This is a genomic window from Caulobacter sp. GW456-12-1-14-TSB4 (assembly GCF_059424195.1).
Genome location: NZ_JBWKZF010000051.1, coordinates 1 through 16,521 on the forward strand (window position 1 = coordinate 1; position 16,521 = coordinate 16,521).

Here is a 16,521-nt window from a genome sequence, read left to right on the forward strand (position 1 = left end):
TGTCATCCCGGCCGCAGCGAAGCGGAGAGCCGGGACCCAGGGGCAACCGCACTGCGCCGGCCCCTGGGTCCCGGACAGCCTCTGCGAGGCTTCCGGGATGACAAGCGTTTTTGTTGCTTAGATTTCGCCCCGCAGAACCTGCGCGAACAACCCCGGATCCACATTCCCGCCCGACAGCACGATCGCCGCCGTCTTGCCCTTCAGGTCGATCTTCCCGGTCAAAGCGGCGGTCAGCGCCACGCACCCACCCGGCTCGACCACCAGCTTCAGCGTGCCGAACGCATACCGCATCGCCTCGGCCACCTCGGCGTCGGTCACCGCCACGATCCCCGACAGGTTCCGCTGATTGATCGGCCAGGTCAGCTCGCCCGGGATCGGCGTCAGCAGGGCGTCGCAGATCGAGCGGGCGTCCTTGTCGATGGTCTCGCGCTGGCCGCTTTCCAGCGAGCGACGCGTCTCGTCGAAGCCAGCGGGCTCGGCGCCCCAGACTTCCGTGGACGGAGACAGGCCCTTCACGGCCGTGGACGTCCCGGCGATCAGCCCGCCGCCGCCGACCGGCGACAGCACGCGATCGGGCTCCACACCCAGCGCCCGCGTCTGCTCGACGATCTCGATCCCCAGCGTGCCTTGCCCCGCGATGATGTGCGGGTCGTCATAGGACGGCACCACCGTGCAGCCGCGTTCGGCGGCGATCTGGTCGGCGATGGCGACGCGGTCCTCGGTGAAGCGGTCGTAGAAGCGGATCTCGGCCCCGAAACCCTTGGTCCCCGCCACCTTAACGGCCGGCGAGTCCGACGGCATGACGATCAGCGCCGGGATCTCCAGCAGCTTGGCCGCCAGCGCCACGCCCTGAGCGTGGTTGCCCGACGAGAAGGCCACGACGCCGCGCGCCTTCTCCGCGTCGGAGAGCTGGCTGAGGCGGTTATAGGCCCCTCGGAACTTGAACGCCCCGGCCCGCTGCAGGGTCTCGGGCTTGAGGAAGATCCGCCCGCCCAGGCGCTCGTTCAGCGCGGGGCTCTCGATCAGCGGCGTCTCGACGGTCAGGCCCTTCAGGCGTCCGGCGGCGGCTTGGATGTCGGCGAGTGCGATGGTCATGCCCAGGGTTTAGGCCGCGCGGCGACGCTTTTGAAGCGCCGCGTCCAAACCGGGCGCCCCTGTTCCAGGGATGCCCATGCGAAACCCTTTGCGGCCCGCCTCGTTCGGGCGATAAGGACCGTGGGCAATCTGTTCAGGACGACTCGATGAAGACCGCCATGTTCGCCGCCGCGGCCGCTGCCGCGCTGGGGTTCGCCGCCGCTCCCGCCATGGCCGGAGAGGCCTTCGTCGGGGTCTACAAGCACGACGTGACCTTCATCGGCAACCTGGTCGGCCTGGGCGCCGCCGGGCGCGAGGACGGCGTCGACGTCCACCTGGGCTATCGCACCAACAAGCTGGAAAACCTGACCTGGCTGGGCAAGCCGCAGGTCCACACCATGGTGTCGATCAACAGCAAGAACACCTCCAACTTCGTGGCCGCCGGCTTCGACTGGAAGATCGAGCTGGGCCAGCCGGGCGGCTTCTATTTCCGTCCGGGCATGGGCTTGGCCTATACCGACGGCAAGGCTGGTCTGCCGCCCGCCAACGCGCCGGGTCTCAGCCAGGCCGAGATCGATCGCCGCACCTATCTCTACTATCACCGCATCGATTTCGGCTCGAAGGTGCTGTTCGAGCCGGAGCTGGCCCTGGGCTACCAGGTCAACGACAAGGTGTCGGTCGAGCTCAGCTACACCCACCTGTCGAACGGCCAGATCTTCCACCAGGGGAAGAACCAGGGGCTTGACGACGCGGGGGTCCGACTGGTTTACGCCTTCTGACTTCGCTCTCTTTGCTAAGAGCGTCGCCGCCCAAAACTGAATAAACGTCTGCGGCCGAGTCCTGTCGAAGGGCCGCTGGACGTCACCGGGCAGGTGACAAGGCATATCTCTACCATGGCCAATGTGACCGTCGTCGGCGCCCAGTGGGGCGATGAAGGCAAGGGCAAGATCGTCGACTGGCTCAGCAACCGAGCCGATGTCGTCGTGCGCTTCCAGGGCGGCCACAACGCCGGCCACACGCTGGTGGTGGACGGCAAGGTCTACAAGCTGGCCCTGCTGCCCTCGGGCGTCGTCCAGGGCAAGCTGTCGGTGATCGGCAACGGCGTCGTCGTCGATCCGTGGCACCTGCTGGGCGAGATCGACAAGATCGCCGACCAGGGCGTCAACATCACCCCCGAGCTGCTGATCCTGGCCGACAACGCCTGCCTGATCCTGCCGCTGCACCGCGACCTGGACCAGGCGCGCGAGGCCGCCTCGACCCAGAAGATCGGCACCACCGGCCGCGGCATCGGCCCGGCCTATGAGGACAAGGTCGGCCGTCGCGCCATCCGCGTCGCCGACCTGGCCGATCCGGAAGCCCTGAAGCCGAAGATCGAGCGCCTGCTCAGCCACCACGGCGCCCTGCGTCGCGGCCTGAACCTGCCGGAGGCTTCGGCGCAAGAGCTGTTCGACGCCCTGATGGAGCTGGCCCCGCGCATCCTGCCTTACGCCCAGCCGGCGTGGCGGGTGCTGGACCAGGCCCACAAGGCCGGCCGCCGCATCCTGTTCGAAGGCGCGCAAGGCTCGCTGCTGGACGTCGACCACGGCACCTACCCGTTCGTCACCTCGTCCAACACGGCGGCGGGCCAGGCCTCGGCCGGCTCGGGCATGGGCCCGTCGGCGACCGGCTTCGTGCTGGGCATCGTCAAGGCCTACACCACCCGCGTGGGCGAGGGCCCGTTCCCGGCCGAGCTGTTCGATGACGTCGGCAAGCACCTGTCGACCGTCGGTCGCGAGGTTGGCGTCAACACCGGCCGCGCTCGCCGCTGCGGCTGGTTCGACTCGGTGCTGGTGCGCCAGTCGGTGGCCATCAACGGCATCCACGGCGTGGCCCTGACCAAGCTGGACGTGCTGGACGGCCTGGAGACCTTGAAGATCTGCGTCGGCTACAGGATCGGCGACAAGGTCGTCGATTACCTGCCAGCCGGCCTGCGCGACCAGGCCGCCGCTACGCCGGTCTACGAGGAGATCGCCGGCTGGACCGAAAGCACCGCCGGCGCCCGCTCGTTCAAGGACCTCAACGCCAACGCCATCAAGTATGTGCGCCGCGTCGAGGAGCTGATCGGCGCGCCCGTCGCCCTGCTGTCCACCAGCCCCGAGCGCGACGACACCATTCTGATGCGCGACCCGTTCCAGGGCTAAACACTGGGACCCTTTAGGCGCCGCAACCCACGCCGAGGATGCGGCGCCTAAAAAAGGTGCGACAACCGGTCGCACGGTAAATGCTTGTGAACCTTGTTCGGGGAAGCTCCACCGCGAGAATCACCGGGAAGGGATTGCGGCGTGGGGCTGCGGGACATCCTCGACGACGGCCAGGAAGGCGCGACGCTCGTCATGAGCAAGCGCAGCCGCGTCGCGCGTCTGACCGTCACGGCCCTGGTCGGTGGTCTGCTCTTCGTCAATTTCGGCGCCAGGCCGGCCCTGATCTGGGGCGGGGTGAACGTCCTGCTGGAAGGCTGGCTGGTCTATCTGCAGCTGACCTTCAAGCCGCGTGAGATCGGCCGCACCAACCTCTTCAAGCGCCTGGCGCCGCCGGCCGCGTTCACCACGGTCTGGTCGGTCATGGCCTGCTGGAGCGCGCTGCACGGCCCGATGTCGATGCGGTTCGCGGCCCTGATCATCCTGTTCGGCCTGATCGTCGAAGGGCTGAAATACGCCACCGTCAGCTGGTCGGCGATGCTGACCATCCTGCCGGGCCCGGTCGTGGCGCTGGTGATGGTGCCGTTGATGGCGCCCAAGTTCAGCCCCTGGGAGAAGGGCGTGGCCCTGGTCGCCCTGGCTGGCCTGATGGGCTACGCCTTCGACGCCGTGCGGGTGATGCGCGGCTCGGCCAAGGCGCTGGAGCGGGCCGAGGCCGAGGCCCAGGAAGCCAGCCGCGCCAAGTCGGCCTTCCTGGCGATGATGAGCCACGAGCTGCGCACGCCGATGAACGGGGTGCTGGGCCTGGCCCACGCCCTGCGCGGCACCGACCTGGACGTGCGCCAGTCCGAATATCTGGAGATGATCGAACAGTCGGGCCACGGCCTGATGACCATCCTCAACGACATCCTGGACCTGTCGAAGATCGAGGCCGGCAAGCTGGAGCTTGAGGTCGCGCCGTTCGACATCCGCAAGCTGGCCTCCCAGATCCGCCTGGTCTGGAGCGAGACCGCGCGGCTGAAGGGCCTGGACCTGACGCTGGAGGTCGATCCGGCGACGCCGGCCTGGCTGTCGGGCGACGCGACCCGGGTGCGCCAGGTGCTGATGAACCTGGTCTCCAACGCCCTGAAGTTCACCGAGACCGGCCATGTGGTCGTGCGCGTGGGCCCGGCCGAGGACGGTATCGTGCTGACCGTCGCTGACTCGGGCCTGGGCATGAGCGACGAGCAGATCGGCCGGCTGTTCATGCCCTTCGCGCAAGGCGACCGCTCGACGGCTCGCCGCTTTGGCGGCACGGGCCTTGGCCTGGCGATCTGCCGGCAGCTGGCGCAGATGATGGGCGGCGAGATCGGGGTCGTCAGCACGCTGGGTGAAGGCTCCAGCTTCGCCGTGCGCCTGGCCCTGCCGGCCGCGCAGGCCCCGGACGATGTCATCGGTTCCGACGCGGCGCTGGACCTGGCCGGCGTGCGGGTGCTGGTGGTCGACGACAACGCGGTCAACCAGATGGTGGCGCGGGCGATCCTGGAAGCGGTCGGCGTCAGCGTCGCCACCGAGGGCGATGGCCACGCCGCCCTGGCCCGCCTGCGGGTCGAGGATTTCGACGTCGTGCTGATGGACGTCCACATGCCGGTGATGGACGGCGTCGAGGCCGTGCGCCGCATCCGCTCGGGCGAGGGCGGCCGGGTCGACATGCCGGTCGTGGCCCTGACCGCCGACGCCATGGTCGGCGACGCCGAACGCCTGCTCGGCCAAGGCTTCGACGACGCCCACCCCAAGCCGATCCAGCCCGCCGGCCTGCTGGCCACCGTCGCGGCGCTGAGCCGTCCCGCCTCGGCGGTCAAGGCGCTGAAAGCGGCGAGCTAGCCCTCGATATAGCGAGCCAGCTCGTCGGGCGCGCCGGTGGGGAAGGCCGTCTTCAGGTGCTCCAGGAACGCCGACACCCGGGCGCTGAGCAGCCGCCGAGACGGGTAGAGCGCCCACAGCGTGATCTCGGGTCCGGCCACCTCGCCCCAGGACACGAGTCGGCCGGCCTCCAAATCGTGGCTGACCAGCGAGATCGGCAGGCGGGCGATGCCGACGCCGGCCCGCACCGCGTCGCGGACCATGATCATCGACGACAGCCGCAGGACAGGCTCGACGGCGATGTTGGACGCACCCGCGTCCCAGGTCTCGATATCGCCCCCGGCGCCACGCACGACGGCCCGGACCGGTGAGCCGTCCGTCGGTCGCGCCAGGTCCGGGCGGGCCACGACCACCAGTCGATCGCGGAGAAAGACGCGGCCAATCAGGCCCGCGTCGGGGTTCGGATTCACCCGGATCACCAGGTCGTAGCCCTCCTCGACCATGTCGACTTGGCGGTCGTCGGTGGTCACTTCCAGCCGCACCTCGGGGTAGGCGCGGGCGAACTCGGCGGCCAGTCGGCCCATGGCGGTCTGGGAGAACAGCAGCGGCGCGCTGATCCGCAGGCGGCCGCGCGGCGTGCCGCCGCCGGAGGCGATCGCGGCCGCGGCTTCATCCAGTTCTGCCAGCAAGGCGCCGGTGCGGGCATAGAGCGCGCGGCCTTCCTCGGTCAGCTTCAGGGTGCGCCCGCGTTCGAACAGGCGAAGGCCGAGGCTGGCCTCCAGTTCGGCCACTCGGCGCGACAGGGTGGCCTTGGGGCGGCCGGCCTCGCGGGCGGCGCGGCCAAAGCCGCCGTGGCGGGCGACCAGGTTGAAGTCGGCGAGGGCCAGCAGGTCCATGATGTTCCATCAGTGAGACGAGGTGTCCAGATGTAGCGGCTATTGGACCGTATGTGGATCGATCATTTTCCGGGTGTCCCAACCACCCAACCCCGGAGATTTTCCCATGACCATCCTCGTCACCGGCGCCACCGGCCGTGTCGGCCGCCACGTCGTCCAGCAACTGATCGATCGCGGCGCCAAGGTCCGCGTCCTGGTTCGCGATCCCGCCAAGGCCGACTTCCCGTCGGAGGTCGAGATCGCCAAGGGCGACCTGCTCGACATCGACGCCCTGCGCGCGGCCTTCAAGGGCGTGCGGACCCTGTTCCTGCTGAACGCCGTGGCGGGCGATGAATTCACCCAGGCGCTGGTCACGCTGAACATCGCCCGCGAGTGCGGCGTGGATCGCGTGGTCTACCTGTCGGTGCTGCACGCCGACCGCTTCGTGAACGTGCCGCACTTCGCGGTGAAGTCCGGGGCCGAGCGGATGATCCAGCAGATGGGCTTTAGCGCCACGATCCTGCGCCCGGCCTACTTCATCGACAACGAGCTGATGATCAAGGACGTGGTCCTGAACCACGGCGTCTACCCGATGCCGATCGGGGCCAAGGGCGTCGCCATGGTCGACGCGCGCGACATCGCCGAGGTCGCCGCCCTCGAACTGATCCGTCGCGACAAGGCGCCGGGCCTGCTGCCGGTCGAGACCCTCAACCTGGTCGGCCCCGACACGCTGACGGGCGCGGACGTGGCGGCGATCTGGTCGGACGTCCTGGGCCGCCCGATCGTCTACGGCGGCGACGATCCCAGCGGCTTCGAGCAGAGCGTGTCGGCCTTCATGCCCAAGTGGATGGCCTATGAGATGCGCCTGATGGCCGAGCGCTATGTCAGCGACGGCATGGTCCCCGAGGCCGGCGACGTCGCGCGCCTGACCGCGATCCTGGGTCGCCCGCTGCGCGGCTATCGTGAGTTCGCGGCCGCCGTGACCGCCTGACGCTCCGTGAACGGAAGTGGGGAGAGTGTCCCCACTTCCGGTTGCGACCCTCGCCAAACACCGGTCTGGTTAGCGTTTGTTAGCCACCCTGGCTGTATGACGACTTGTCTACACAAGGGGTTTTCGTGTCCGCACTCGCGCGCCGCCGCAAGCTGAAGCCGGTCCACAAGGCCGACCGGATGATGCGCAGCCTGCGCGCCCTGGAGCGCACGGCCTCGACCAGCCGCGTTCTGAACCTGCTGGCCGTCGAGGCCGAGAGTTCCAGCCGGCCCGAATATTCCGAAGCCCCGCTGTTCCGCAATCGCGTGCTGAACACCGCCATCCTGCTCAAGCACCGCCTGCGCAACGACGATTTCTATCTGTTCGACGAGGCGCAGCCGACCGCCACCAAGATCATCATCCCGTTCGACCGCCGCGACCTTGGCCTGGGCGGCCAGTCGGTGTTCATCGGCCAGCGCGGCTGGGCCGACCTGGTGGTCGAGGCCTGCAACGCCTCGGGCGACATGAGCCGCGACCTGGCCACGCTTCGGCTGATCGACATGCTGCCGTCGCTGGACCCGTTCCTGCTGCGCGAACACCTGCGCCGCAACGGCGTGCAGGTGGCCAACTGCTATTTCGCCCTGTCGCACGCCGACCTGGAGAACATGCAGGGCTTCGTGACCATGGAGATCGCCCGGCTGATCGAGCTGGCCTATCGCGGGGCCGGCGGCGGCGGGCGGGCCTATACCGCGCGCCTGGTCGAGGCCCTGCTGTCGACCGATGTCGACGAGCGCCTGGAGCCGCTGCGCAAGACCCTGGTCATGGAAGGCGACAGCTTCAAGGAAGGCGTCTTCAGCTGGAAGGGCTTCCTCTATTACAAGTGGATGCTGACCAAGCTGTGGCCGCAGCTGACCACCGTGGGCCAGGAGATCGGCCGCCTGGTGGTGACCGGCAACCGCGACGCCGAGGTCGCCCGCTATGTCGACGAGTCCCGCCGCCGCCTGCAGGGGGGCGTGCTGGTCGAGCGCTCGGCGATCATGCGCACGCTCAAGGTCTATGACGACGCGTTCGAGGACCTGATCGACAACGGCCGCCCGACGGCCTTCCGCGACTTCCTGCTGCGCGCGCCCGAGATGTTCCTGTCGCTGGGCGAGCGGGTCGGGGTGATCTCGCACATCTCCAGCTACTGGCGTTACCGCTTCCCGCTGGGCGATCCGCTGACCGTGGACATCGAGGAAGCCATCGACATCCTGCAGGATTTCGAGGCCGGTCTGTCCGTCCCGGTGGCGATCTAAAGGGAACGACAAACTGACGCGGATGGTTGACGTCAATCATAAGCGGATTTTTACATTCTGCGCGTAGGAATGAGGGTCTAGTTTCGAGGAGCTACGCTTCCGTGTTCGACGGGAACGCCCGCACAATCCAGCGCGTCGCCTCCAAGGTGCAACGGGTCATGGTCGTTGATCCGAACCCGGCGACCGCCCGCCTGCTGGCCGAACACCTGCGCCCGCTGGGCGGGGTGCAGATCTTCGCCGCGCCGTCGGCGGAGAAGGGCTACGCCATGGCCCGCGCCACCGACCCCCAGCTGATCTTCGTCGAGCACAACCAGGCCGGCGTCGACGGCCTGGCCTTCTGCCGCAAGATCCGCCGCAGCGACCTGCCGTGCCGCGAAGCGCCAGTGATCATGTGCACGGCCGAAGCCACCGCCGAGGCCATCTTCGGCGCCCGCGACGCCGGCGTGCACGAGTTCATGCGCAAGCCCTTCAACCTGGGCGACCTGGAGCGCCGCCTCGAGGCGGTGGCCCTGAAGCCGCGCGACTGGATCGAGGCCGTGGCCTATGTCGGTCCCGACCGCCGCCGCTTCAACTCGGCCGACTACAAGGGTCCGCGCAAGCGCAAGGCCGACGGCACGGGCACGCCCGCCGCGCGCCTGTCCCAGGCCCTGCGCATCGTCAAATCCGCCGCCACCGCCCTGGACACCGATCCGGCCCAGGCGCGCCGCGCCCTGGTCGCCCAGGCGGTCGAGCTGCGCAAGGTCGGCGAGGCGGTCAAGGACAGCCGTCTGGTCCAGGCCGCCGCGGCGCTGGAAACCTGCATGGCCGCCGACATGTCGGGCTCCGCCGGACGCCAGGAACTGGTCAAGCGCATCGACGCCCTGATGGGCTTCATGAGCGGCGAGGACACCGGCCGCGCGGCCTAAATCCGTGTTTCAGCGCGGAAATCTTGGCCGCAATCTCGCCCTGAAACCTATACCGTAACGTCGCGGGACCGTCGCCTGCGCGCCATGCGTGGGGACTACCTGCCGACCTCGGACCAGACCGCGCATGGGCGCGGCGCAGAGTTCGGGGGTCTCTCATGCACATCATCACCAAGACGGCGCTGCTGCGTCGTGTGAGCGCCGTGGCGCTTGTCACCATGGCCTTCGCCGGTCCGGCCCTGGCCGCCGATCTGAGCGGTCGGGTCGTCGACGCCGGCGGCCTGCCGCTGCCGGGCGCCTCGGTGTCCGTGGGCGGCCGCAGCGCCACCGCCGGTCCGGACGGCCGCTTCTCGCTGACCGGCCTGCCGGCCGGCGCCGCCGAAGTGCGGGTGAACTATGTCGGCTACGGCGCCTCGACCACGCCGGTGGCTTTGTCCGACAGCACGACCGCCGAGGTCGAGGTCACCCTGACCCCGCCGGACGCCGTCGCCGAGATCGTCGTCACCGGCCAGCGCGCCGCCGAGCGCCGCGCCCTGCAGACCAAGAAGGTCGCCAACAACTTCGTCGAGGCCCTCTACGCCAACGACGTGGGCAAGCTGCCTGACCAGAACGTGGCCGAGGCCGTGCACCGCCTGCCGGGCGTCACCGTCGCCAACGACCAGGGCGAAGGCCGCTACGTCATTATCCGCGGCGTCGATCCGCGCTACGCCAACGTCACGGTCAACGGCCAGACGGCCGCCGCGCCCGAACCCGACAACCGCCAGGTCAAGCTGGACGACATCCCCTCGTCGCTGATCGGCGCGGTCACGGTGATCAAGAGCCTGACGCCCGACCTCGACGCCGCCGCCATCGCCGGCCAGGTCGACATCGTCACCCTGTCGGCCTTCGACCGCCACGGCACGTTCGGCAGCGCCCGCGCCGCCTACGGCCAGTTCGACCTGAACGACAAGCACCCCTACGAGGGCGACCTGACCCTGGGTGGCACGTTCGGGGCCGACAAGAGCTTCGGCGCGGTGATCTCGGCCAACTATTCCAAGCGTCCGGTCGAGTCGCAGAACGTGGCCGGCGCCTCGTGGACCACGGCCGGCGGCTTCGACATCCCCGCCGACTTCGACCAGCGCGACTACAACCTGACCCGCGAGCGCACCGGCGTGGTCGGCAATTTCGACTGGCGCCCGAACGATGACGTGCAGCTGTATCTGCGCACCCAGTACTCGAAGTTCACCGACCACGAGACCCGCGACCGCTTCCGCCTGCCGATCGCCGGCACGATCACCCCGGCCAACGCCACCTCGGGCGCGTTCACGAAGGCCACGGGCGCCCGCTATGTCCGTCGTCGCGACGAGAACGACAACACCAAGACCGTCTCGACCGGCGGCAAGTTCAATGTCGGGACCGGCAAGCTCTCCGTCGACGCCGCCTATAGCCGCGCCGAGAAGACCGACCCGCTGCGCAGCGAATTCCAGTTCGCCAGCGGCAAGACCATGACCGGGACCTACGACACCACCGACGTGCTGTTCCTGGTGACCCCGGGCGCCAGCGCCTTCGATCCCAGCCAGTACGTCTTCAAGAGCGTCAACTACGATCGCCGCGAGGCCGTCGAGACCCTGAAGCAGGCTCGCGCCGACTACACCCTGCCGCTGGACAGCGTGGGCGAGGGCTCGTCGCTGAAGTTCGGCGCCAAGTTCACCGATCGCGACAAGACCAACGACCGCGCCTATTCGACCTATGATCCGGGTTCGCTGGCCTTCACCCTGGCCGCCCTGAACCCGCCGAGCCTGGCCTCGACCTATGACGGCCGCTACGCCTTCGGGCCGAAGGTCGACTACACGGCGGCCCAGGCCTATGTCACCGCCAACCCGACGACCCTGAAGCTGAACGCCGCCAAGTCGCTCAGCACCGACCTGCTCAGCGACTACAGCGTCTCGGAGAAGATCTCGGCCGGCTACGCCATGGCCACGCTGAAGCTGGGCCGCGTCACCCTGGTCCCGGGCGTGCGCGTCGAGCACACCGACGGCGACTACACCGCCAAGACCTTCAACAACGTCACCTCGCTGCGCGGTCCCGACACCACGGGCGGCAACACGTACACCAACTGGTTCCCCAGCTTGAACGCCAAGATGGACGTCAGCGAACGCCTGGTCCTGCGCGCCGCGGCGACCACGGCGATCGGTCGTCCGGACTACGTCCAGCTGGCCCCGGCCATCACGGTCGACGCCACGGCCAACACCGTGACCACCGGCAATCCGGACCTGAAGCCGCTGACCTCGACCAATGTCGACGCCGGCTTCGAATACTACCTGCCGGGCCAGGGCGTCGTGTCGGCCTCGCTGTTCGTCAAGGACATCCAGGACCCGATCTTCACCCGCACCCTGCTGAACCAAAACGGGACCTATGGCGGCGTCGCCGTCACGGGGGCCGCGGTCTCCCTGCCGCTGAACGCCACCAAGGCCTATGTCGCCGGCCTGGAACTGAACGTCCAATCGCAGCTGAGCTTCCTGCCCGGCGTGCTGGATGGCTTCGGCGTCGGCGCGAACCTGGCGCTCATCGACTCGTCGATCAAGGGCGTCCCGGGCCGCCAGGAGGCGCTGCCGCTGGTCCAGCAGTCCAAGGCCGTCGGCACCGCTCAGCTGTTCTATGAAAAGCACGGCCTGACGGCGCGGGTGGCCTACTCATACCGCAGCAAGTTCCTCTACACCCTGGGCGCGGACGCCAGCTCGGACGTCTATTGGGACAAGCACGGCCAGGTCGACGCCCGCATCGCCTACGCGTTCGGCGACAAGGCCCACAGCGCCACGGTGTTCCTGGAAGGCTCGAACCTGAACGACGAACCGTGGCGGACCTTCGTCGGCCAGCCGCATCACCTGGGCGAGAACGAGCGCTATGGCCGCACGTTCCGGACGGGGGTCCAGTTGAGCTTCTAAGCCCTTTTCCGATCTCCCCGGCGAAAGCCGGGGCCCAGATCTCGGGGCGTTTGAGCTGACTGGATGAGCGCGGCGCTCCTAGAGCCCACCTCAACGCTCTTCCATCTGGGTCCCGGCTTTCGCCGGGAAGAACGGTAATTTGGATATCAAAGGCGGCGTCCTCACGGGCGTCGCCTTTTTCATTCCGTCGGCGAGTGTGTCGAACTAAGGCTGAAACGTGTCAAAAAATGTCGTCATTAAGGCGTCATTATTTCGTCGTCGAAAGGATACCCACGGTCGTTAAGGCCTCCCCCACTGCTTGACAGTCGCGCGACAGCCGCGACGCACAGGGGGATCATCATGACCATCCGCACCCAGGCGGCGCTGCTGCGCCGCGTAAGCCTTCTCTCGCTGATGCTGGCCACCGTCGCCGGCGCGGCGTACGCCGATGAACCGGCCAGCGCCACCGACGATCAGAACATCGTCACCGACATCGTCATCACCGGCCGCCGCCCGATGGCCGAGAGCCAAGCCGTGGCGCTGGAGCTGCAGAAGAACTCCGACTCGCTGGTCAGCATCCTGTCGGCCGACGCCGTGGGCGCCCTGCCGGACCAGAACATCGCCTTCGCCATCGGCCGCCTGCCGGGTGTCGCGGTCGAGCGCGACCAGGGCCAGGCCCGCTACGTCAACCTGCGCGGCGCGCCGGTCTACTGGACGACCCTGTCGTTCGACGGCCTGTCGGTCGTCAGCCCGGAGGGCCGCTCCAGCCGCTTCGACAACATCCCCTCGGCCATCGCCAGCCTGATCACGGTCGAGAAGGCCATCGTGCCGTCGATGCCGGGCAACACCGTCGCCGGCAACGTCGACATCCGCACCCGCCGCGCCTTCGACTACAAGGGCCAGCGCATCAACGGCAAGCTGGGCTGGGGCCGGGTGAAGCTGGGCGGCGGCGACGAGATCGACAGCAACCTCGTCTATTCGAACGTGTTCGGCGACAAGTTCGGCATCGTGGCCCAGGCCTCGTACTATTCGCGCGAAATGGCGACCGACAACTGGGAAACCGACCCGTATCTCGCCAACACCGCCGATCCGAACAAGCACTTCGCCCGCGAGCACGAAAACAAGCACTATCGTCTGACTCGCAAGAACATGTCGGCGTCGATCCGCGCGGACTACAAGTTCAACGAAGACAATTCGATCTTCGCCAGCACGATCAACACGTACTACAACGACGACGAGCTGCGCGATAACTTCATCTTCCGCCTGGACCAGGGCACGGACGCGGCGGGCAACAGCTACACCAGCAACGCCTATATCAACGCCACCGACCCGACCTTCGGCACGACCTACGGCGCGCGCATCAACGCCCGCATCGACTACCGCAACACCAAGGAAGCGATGTCGACCAACACGATTGGCGGCGAGCATCGCTGGAACAAGCTCAGCGCGTCGTGGCGCCTGAACTACACCTACACCCAGGACGGCCGCGACACCCCGGTGACGTTCGCCTTCCAGAGCCCGTCCAGCTTCCTGCTGCGTCCGACCGTCGAGTACGACTTCCGCAACGGCGACGTGAACACGGTCAAGCTCTTCCAGACCGGCGGCGTCACCGGCGCCCGCACCCGCGGCGCCCAGGTCACCAACATCGAGGACTTCCAGTTCCCGCTGACCAGCGCCGGCAACCTCAAGGGCGGCGACTTCACCAACGCCCTGACCGCCAAGGCCGACTTCGACTACGAAGCCGAACTGGGCGGCCATGAGACCAAGTTCGAGTTCGGCGGCATGTGGACCGACCGCATCAAGAAGTCGCGTGAAAGCGCCTTCAGCCAGGCCTTCTCGGGGTCGAGCGCGCCGACCTGGGCGCAGTTCGCGACGAACATCGGCTATCTGGGCAGCCAGAACCTGAACTACACCTTCCGCTACACCGACAAGGACTTCACGACCAACTACATGAAGGGTCTGGTCACCGCCGGTACGGCAACCAAGACCGACACGACCGCCAACTACTGGCGCGTGGGCGAGACGATCACCGCCGGCTACGCCATGGGCACGACCCGCTTCGACTGGGGCAACATCGTCTACGGCGTGCGCGTCGAGCACATCGAGAACGAAGGCCAGGCCTATGTCGCGTTCCCGGCCTCGGGCGCGACCCCGGCCGGCGTGCGCCTGGTGCAGACCAAGAGCGACGACACGCTGTTCTATCCCAGCGCCCACCTGAACTGGAACCTGCGCCAGGACGTCAAGCTGCGCGTCGGCGTCACCACCTCGGCCTCGCGCGCCGACTTCGACGACCTGCGCCCGAACTTCACGTTCAGCGACAGCAACCAGACCGTCTCGGGCGGCAATCCCAACGCCAAGCCCGAGCGCCAGGTCGGCCTGGACACCTATCTGGAATGGTACGCCGGCCAGGAGACCTTCTTCTCGGCGGGCGTGTTCTACAAGGACCTGAAGGACGTGCTGGTCCAGACCTCGCGCACCTTCGGCGACACCTCGCTGAACACCAACGGCGTCGATCGCTCGGGCTATGCCTTCAGCGGCATCGACAACGCCGGCGAGGGCCACCTGGAAGGCATCGAGCTGTTCTTCAGCGGCACCGCCAAGACCTTCGTCGAAGACCACAAGCTGCCCGATTGGCTGGGCGGCTTCGGCACCCGCCTGTCGGGCACCTGGACCTCGTCCAAGGTCAACCTGCCGTCGGTCGGCGGCGTGCCGGCCCGCACCATCTCGGTGCTGGGCACCTCGGACGCCGTCTACAACGTCCAGGCCATCTACGAGAAGTACGGCATGACCCTGCGTCTGGCCTATCAGTACCGTACGCCGTGGGGCCAGTCGGTCGGCGCCTATCGCGTCATCAACGGCGGGACCTACCCGACGGACAATGGCGACATCTTCTGGGACAGCGACGAGGAGATGGATTTCTCGGCCCGCTACCGGGTCAACAAGAACCTCGAACTGTTCTTCGACGCCAGCAACCTGACCAACCAGGGCGCGCGTCGCTACGGCGACCAGTCGCGCTATCCGATCGAGTACGAGAAGTTCGGTCGCCGCTATGTCGGCGGGGTGCGCTTCAACTTCTAAGGCTGGGTAGACACCAGGCCTGACAGGACCTCCCCGGGGCGACCCGGGGAGGTTTTTGTTTGGCTCAGCGCTTGCCGGCCGGGCGCGACAGCCAGTGACGCAGGGCGCCATTGACCGGCCCCGGCGCTTCCATCGGGGTCATGTGGCCGGTGTGCGGAATGACCAGCAGGTGCGAGCAGCCGATCGCCTTGGCCATCTCGCGGTGGCCGTCGGCGGGGGTGATCTGGTCGTTCTCGCCGACGATGATGGCCAACGGGACGCGCAAGGCCCGCAGCGCCGCCTCGCCGTCCTCGCGCTCCAGGCTGTTCTGGCGCAGGAAGACGTCGCGACCCAGGCGCTGGGTCATGTCGACGATGCGGCCGGTCAGGTCGTGATCGTCCAGCCGCGAGGCGTCGACATAGGACTTCATGATCGCCTGGCCGATGCCGATGAAGGTCTGGCCCTTGGCGGCGGCCTTGTTCAGGGCTCGCCGCTGGGCGGCGCGCTCGGGACTGTCGACACGGATCGAGGTGTCCAGCAGGGCCAGGCGCTCGATCCGCTCGGGCGCGATCCGCGCGATCTCCTGGGCCACATAGCCGCCCATCGAGAACCCGGCCAGGGCGAAGGTCGGCGCGGCCTTGGCCAGCACGCTGTCGGCCATCTCGCGCAGGGTGGCGTAGGGGGCGAGGTCGGGGACCCAGATATCGGCGACATCGGCCAGGCCGCTGATCTGGTCGCGCCACAGCGCCGCGTCGTTGAGCAGGCCGGGGAGCAGGATCAGCTGGGGCAGGGGAGTCGCGTCGGTCATCGGGGCCTTATAGACTCAGAACGGTTCGTCGGTCGTCCGCGCCGCGGCGATGGCCAGCTCGTGATCCGCCAGCGGCAGCAGGTCCGATGCCCTTTGGGTGAACTCCAGGCCGTGGGCGTCGACATAGGCGCGATCGACCTCGCCGCCGGGCTTGGGATCGATGATCTTCTCGCCGTCCCAGAACACCGCGTGGCCCGTGCCGGGGATGTTGGGCGACAGCACGCCGACGATGCCGGGGCTGGACCACAGCATGTAGATGCTGCTCAGCAGCATGAAGTCCCAGCCATGGGCCACGCTGCGCAGCATCGAATGGCTCAGCGGGCCCTGGACCGGGAACGCGGCGTCGTGGGCCAGCGCGGCGGCGACCACCTCCTCGTAGGACCGGCCGGTCAGCATCGCCAGGACGCAGATCATGCAGTCGTCGGGCGAGCGCTGGTAGACGGCCGGCTTGCCGGTGTGGGCGCAGGTGATGGTCATGGCCGTAGACATAGCAGCCGCAACGAAAAAGGGGCGCTCCGAAGAGCGCCCCTTTGCGTATCTCTCCTCCCCCTCTGGGGGAGGTGGCCCGGAGGGCCGGAGGGGGCAGCGCGGCCTATGCCGAGTAGCCCCCTCAGTCGC

General features: G+C 68.0%; 12 protein-coding genes and 1 pseudogene. 9 read left to right on the forward strand and 4 right to left on the reverse strand.

What is annotated here, in order from left to right:
• A pseudogene (locus tag AC07YH_RS25710) lies at positions 1-111 on the forward strand (hypothetical protein); the annotation flags it as partial.
• Positions 112-117: 6 nt separating this feature from the next.
• On the opposite strand, the gene AC07YH_RS25715 reads toward AC07YH_RS25710, so the two are convergent.
• Complete coding sequence (locus AC07YH_RS25715; RefSeq protein WP_494749736.1) at positions 118-1,095, reverse strand: threonine ammonia-lyase; 978 nt, start codon at positions 1,093-1,095, stop codon at positions 118-120.
• A 146-nt stretch (positions 1,096-1,241) separates the two neighbouring features.
• On the opposite strand from AC07YH_RS25715, the gene AC07YH_RS25720 reads away from it, so the two are divergent.
• The 3 genes from AC07YH_RS25720 (at position 1,242) to AC07YH_RS25730 (ending at position 5,114) form a co-directional block, all read left to right on the forward strand.
• Entirely contained in the window at positions 1,242-1,853 is a 612-nt protein-coding gene (locus tag AC07YH_RS25720; RefSeq protein ID WP_494749737.1) for an acyloxyacyl hydrolase, read from the forward strand.
• Between the two features lie 114 nt (positions 1,854-1,967).
• Entirely contained in the window at positions 1,968-3,254 is a 1,287-nt protein-coding gene (locus AC07YH_RS25725) for an adenylosuccinate synthase (protein ID WP_494749738.1), read from the forward strand.
• A 141-nt stretch (positions 3,255-3,395) separates the two neighbouring features.
• Entirely contained in the window at positions 3,396-5,114 is a 1,719-nt protein-coding gene (locus tag AC07YH_RS25730; RefSeq protein ID WP_494749739.1) for an ATP-binding protein, read from the forward strand.
• Here the strand turns inward: AC07YH_RS25730 and AC07YH_RS25735 are convergent.
• Positions 5,111-5,989, reverse strand: a complete 879-nt coding sequence (locus AC07YH_RS25735; protein WP_494749740.1) for a LysR family transcriptional regulator — start codon at positions 5,987-5,989, stop codon at positions 5,111-5,113. The two genes, AC07YH_RS25730 and AC07YH_RS25735, sit on opposite strands and share 4 nt — an antisense overlap.
• A gap of 106 nt (positions 5,990-6,095) precedes the next feature.
• Between AC07YH_RS25735 and AC07YH_RS25740 the strand changes: the two genes are divergently transcribed.
• From AC07YH_RS25740 to AC07YH_RS25760, 5 genes are all read left to right on the forward strand, one after another.
• On the forward strand, positions 6,096-6,959 hold the full coding sequence (locus AC07YH_RS25740; RefSeq protein ID WP_494749741.1) for an SDR family oxidoreductase: 864 nt from the start codon (positions 6,096-6,098) through the stop codon (positions 6,957-6,959).
• Positions 6,960-7,084: 125 nt separating this feature from the next.
• Positions 7,085-8,233: a hypothetical protein gene (locus AC07YH_RS25745; RefSeq protein ID WP_494749742.1), complete on the forward strand. Its 1,149-nt coding sequence runs from the start codon at positions 7,085-7,087 to the stop codon at positions 8,231-8,233.
• A gap of 158 nt (positions 8,234-8,391) precedes the next feature.
• Complete coding sequence (locus AC07YH_RS25750) at positions 8,392-9,138, forward strand: response regulator transcription factor (protein ID WP_494749747.1); 747 nt, start codon at positions 8,392-8,394, stop codon at positions 9,136-9,138.
• Between the two features lie 155 nt (positions 9,139-9,293).
• A complete protein-coding gene (locus AC07YH_RS25755) occupies positions 9,294-12,059 on the forward strand; it encodes a TonB-dependent receptor (RefSeq protein WP_494749743.1) in 2,766 nt (921 codons plus the stop codon).
• A 339-nt stretch (positions 12,060-12,398) separates the two neighbouring features.
• Positions 12,399-15,116: a TonB-dependent receptor gene (locus AC07YH_RS25760; protein WP_494749744.1), complete on the forward strand. Its 2,718-nt coding sequence runs from the start codon at positions 12,399-12,401 to the stop codon at positions 15,114-15,116.
• Positions 15,117-15,180: 64 nt separating this feature from the next.
• On the opposite strand, the gene AC07YH_RS25765 is transcribed toward AC07YH_RS25760, so the two are convergent.
• Positions 15,181-15,903 carry an alpha/beta fold hydrolase gene (locus tag AC07YH_RS25765; RefSeq protein WP_494749745.1) on the reverse strand — a complete coding sequence of 241 codons (723 nt, stop codon included), beginning with the start codon at positions 15,901-15,903 and terminating at the stop codon, positions 15,181-15,183.
• A 15-nt stretch (positions 15,904-15,918) separates the two neighbouring features.
• Positions 15,919-16,392: a hypothetical protein gene (locus tag AC07YH_RS25770; protein ID WP_494749746.1), complete on the reverse strand. Its 474-nt coding sequence runs from the start codon at positions 16,390-16,392 to the stop codon at positions 15,919-15,921.
• Positions 16,393-16,521 lie beyond the last annotated feature (129 nt).

Bases quoted from the DNA above. Each gene is read 5' to 3' on its own strand.
- AC07YH_RS25765 (WP_494749745.1), bottom strand. From the start codon at position 15,903: ATGACCGACGCGACTCCCCTGCCCCAGCTGATCCTGCTCCCCGGCCTG.
- AC07YH_RS25715 (WP_494749736.1), bottom strand. From the start codon at position 1,095: ATGACCATCGCACTCGCCGACATCCAAGCCGCCGCCGGACGCCTGAAG.
- AC07YH_RS25725 (WP_494749738.1), top strand. From the start codon at position 1,968: ATGGCCAATGTGACCGTCGTCGGCGCCCAGTGGGGCGATGAAGGCAAG.
- AC07YH_RS25755 (WP_494749743.1), top strand. From the start codon at position 9,294: ATGCACATCATCACCAAGACGGCGCTGCTGCGTCGTGTGAGCGCCGTG.
- AC07YH_RS25740 (WP_494749741.1), top strand. From the start codon at position 6,096: ATGACCATCCTCGTCACCGGCGCCACCGGCCGTGTCGGCCGCCACGTC.
- AC07YH_RS25735 (WP_494749740.1), bottom strand. From the start codon at position 5,989: ATGGACCTGCTGGCCCTCGCCGACTTCAACCTGGTCGCCCGCCACGGC.
- AC07YH_RS25720 (WP_494749737.1), top strand. From the start codon at position 1,242: ATGAAGACCGCCATGTTCGCCGCCGCGGCCGCTGCCGCGCTGGGGTTC.
- AC07YH_RS25750 (WP_494749747.1), top strand. From the start codon at position 8,392: ATGGTCGTTGATCCGAACCCGGCGACCGCCCGCCTGCTGGCCGAACAC.
- AC07YH_RS25760 (WP_494749744.1), top strand. From the start codon at position 12,399: ATGACCATCCGCACCCAGGCGGCGCTGCTGCGCCGCGTAAGCCTTCTC.
- AC07YH_RS25770 (WP_494749746.1), bottom strand. From the start codon at position 16,392: ATGTCTACGGCCATGACCATCACCTGCGCCCACACCGGCAAGCCGGCC.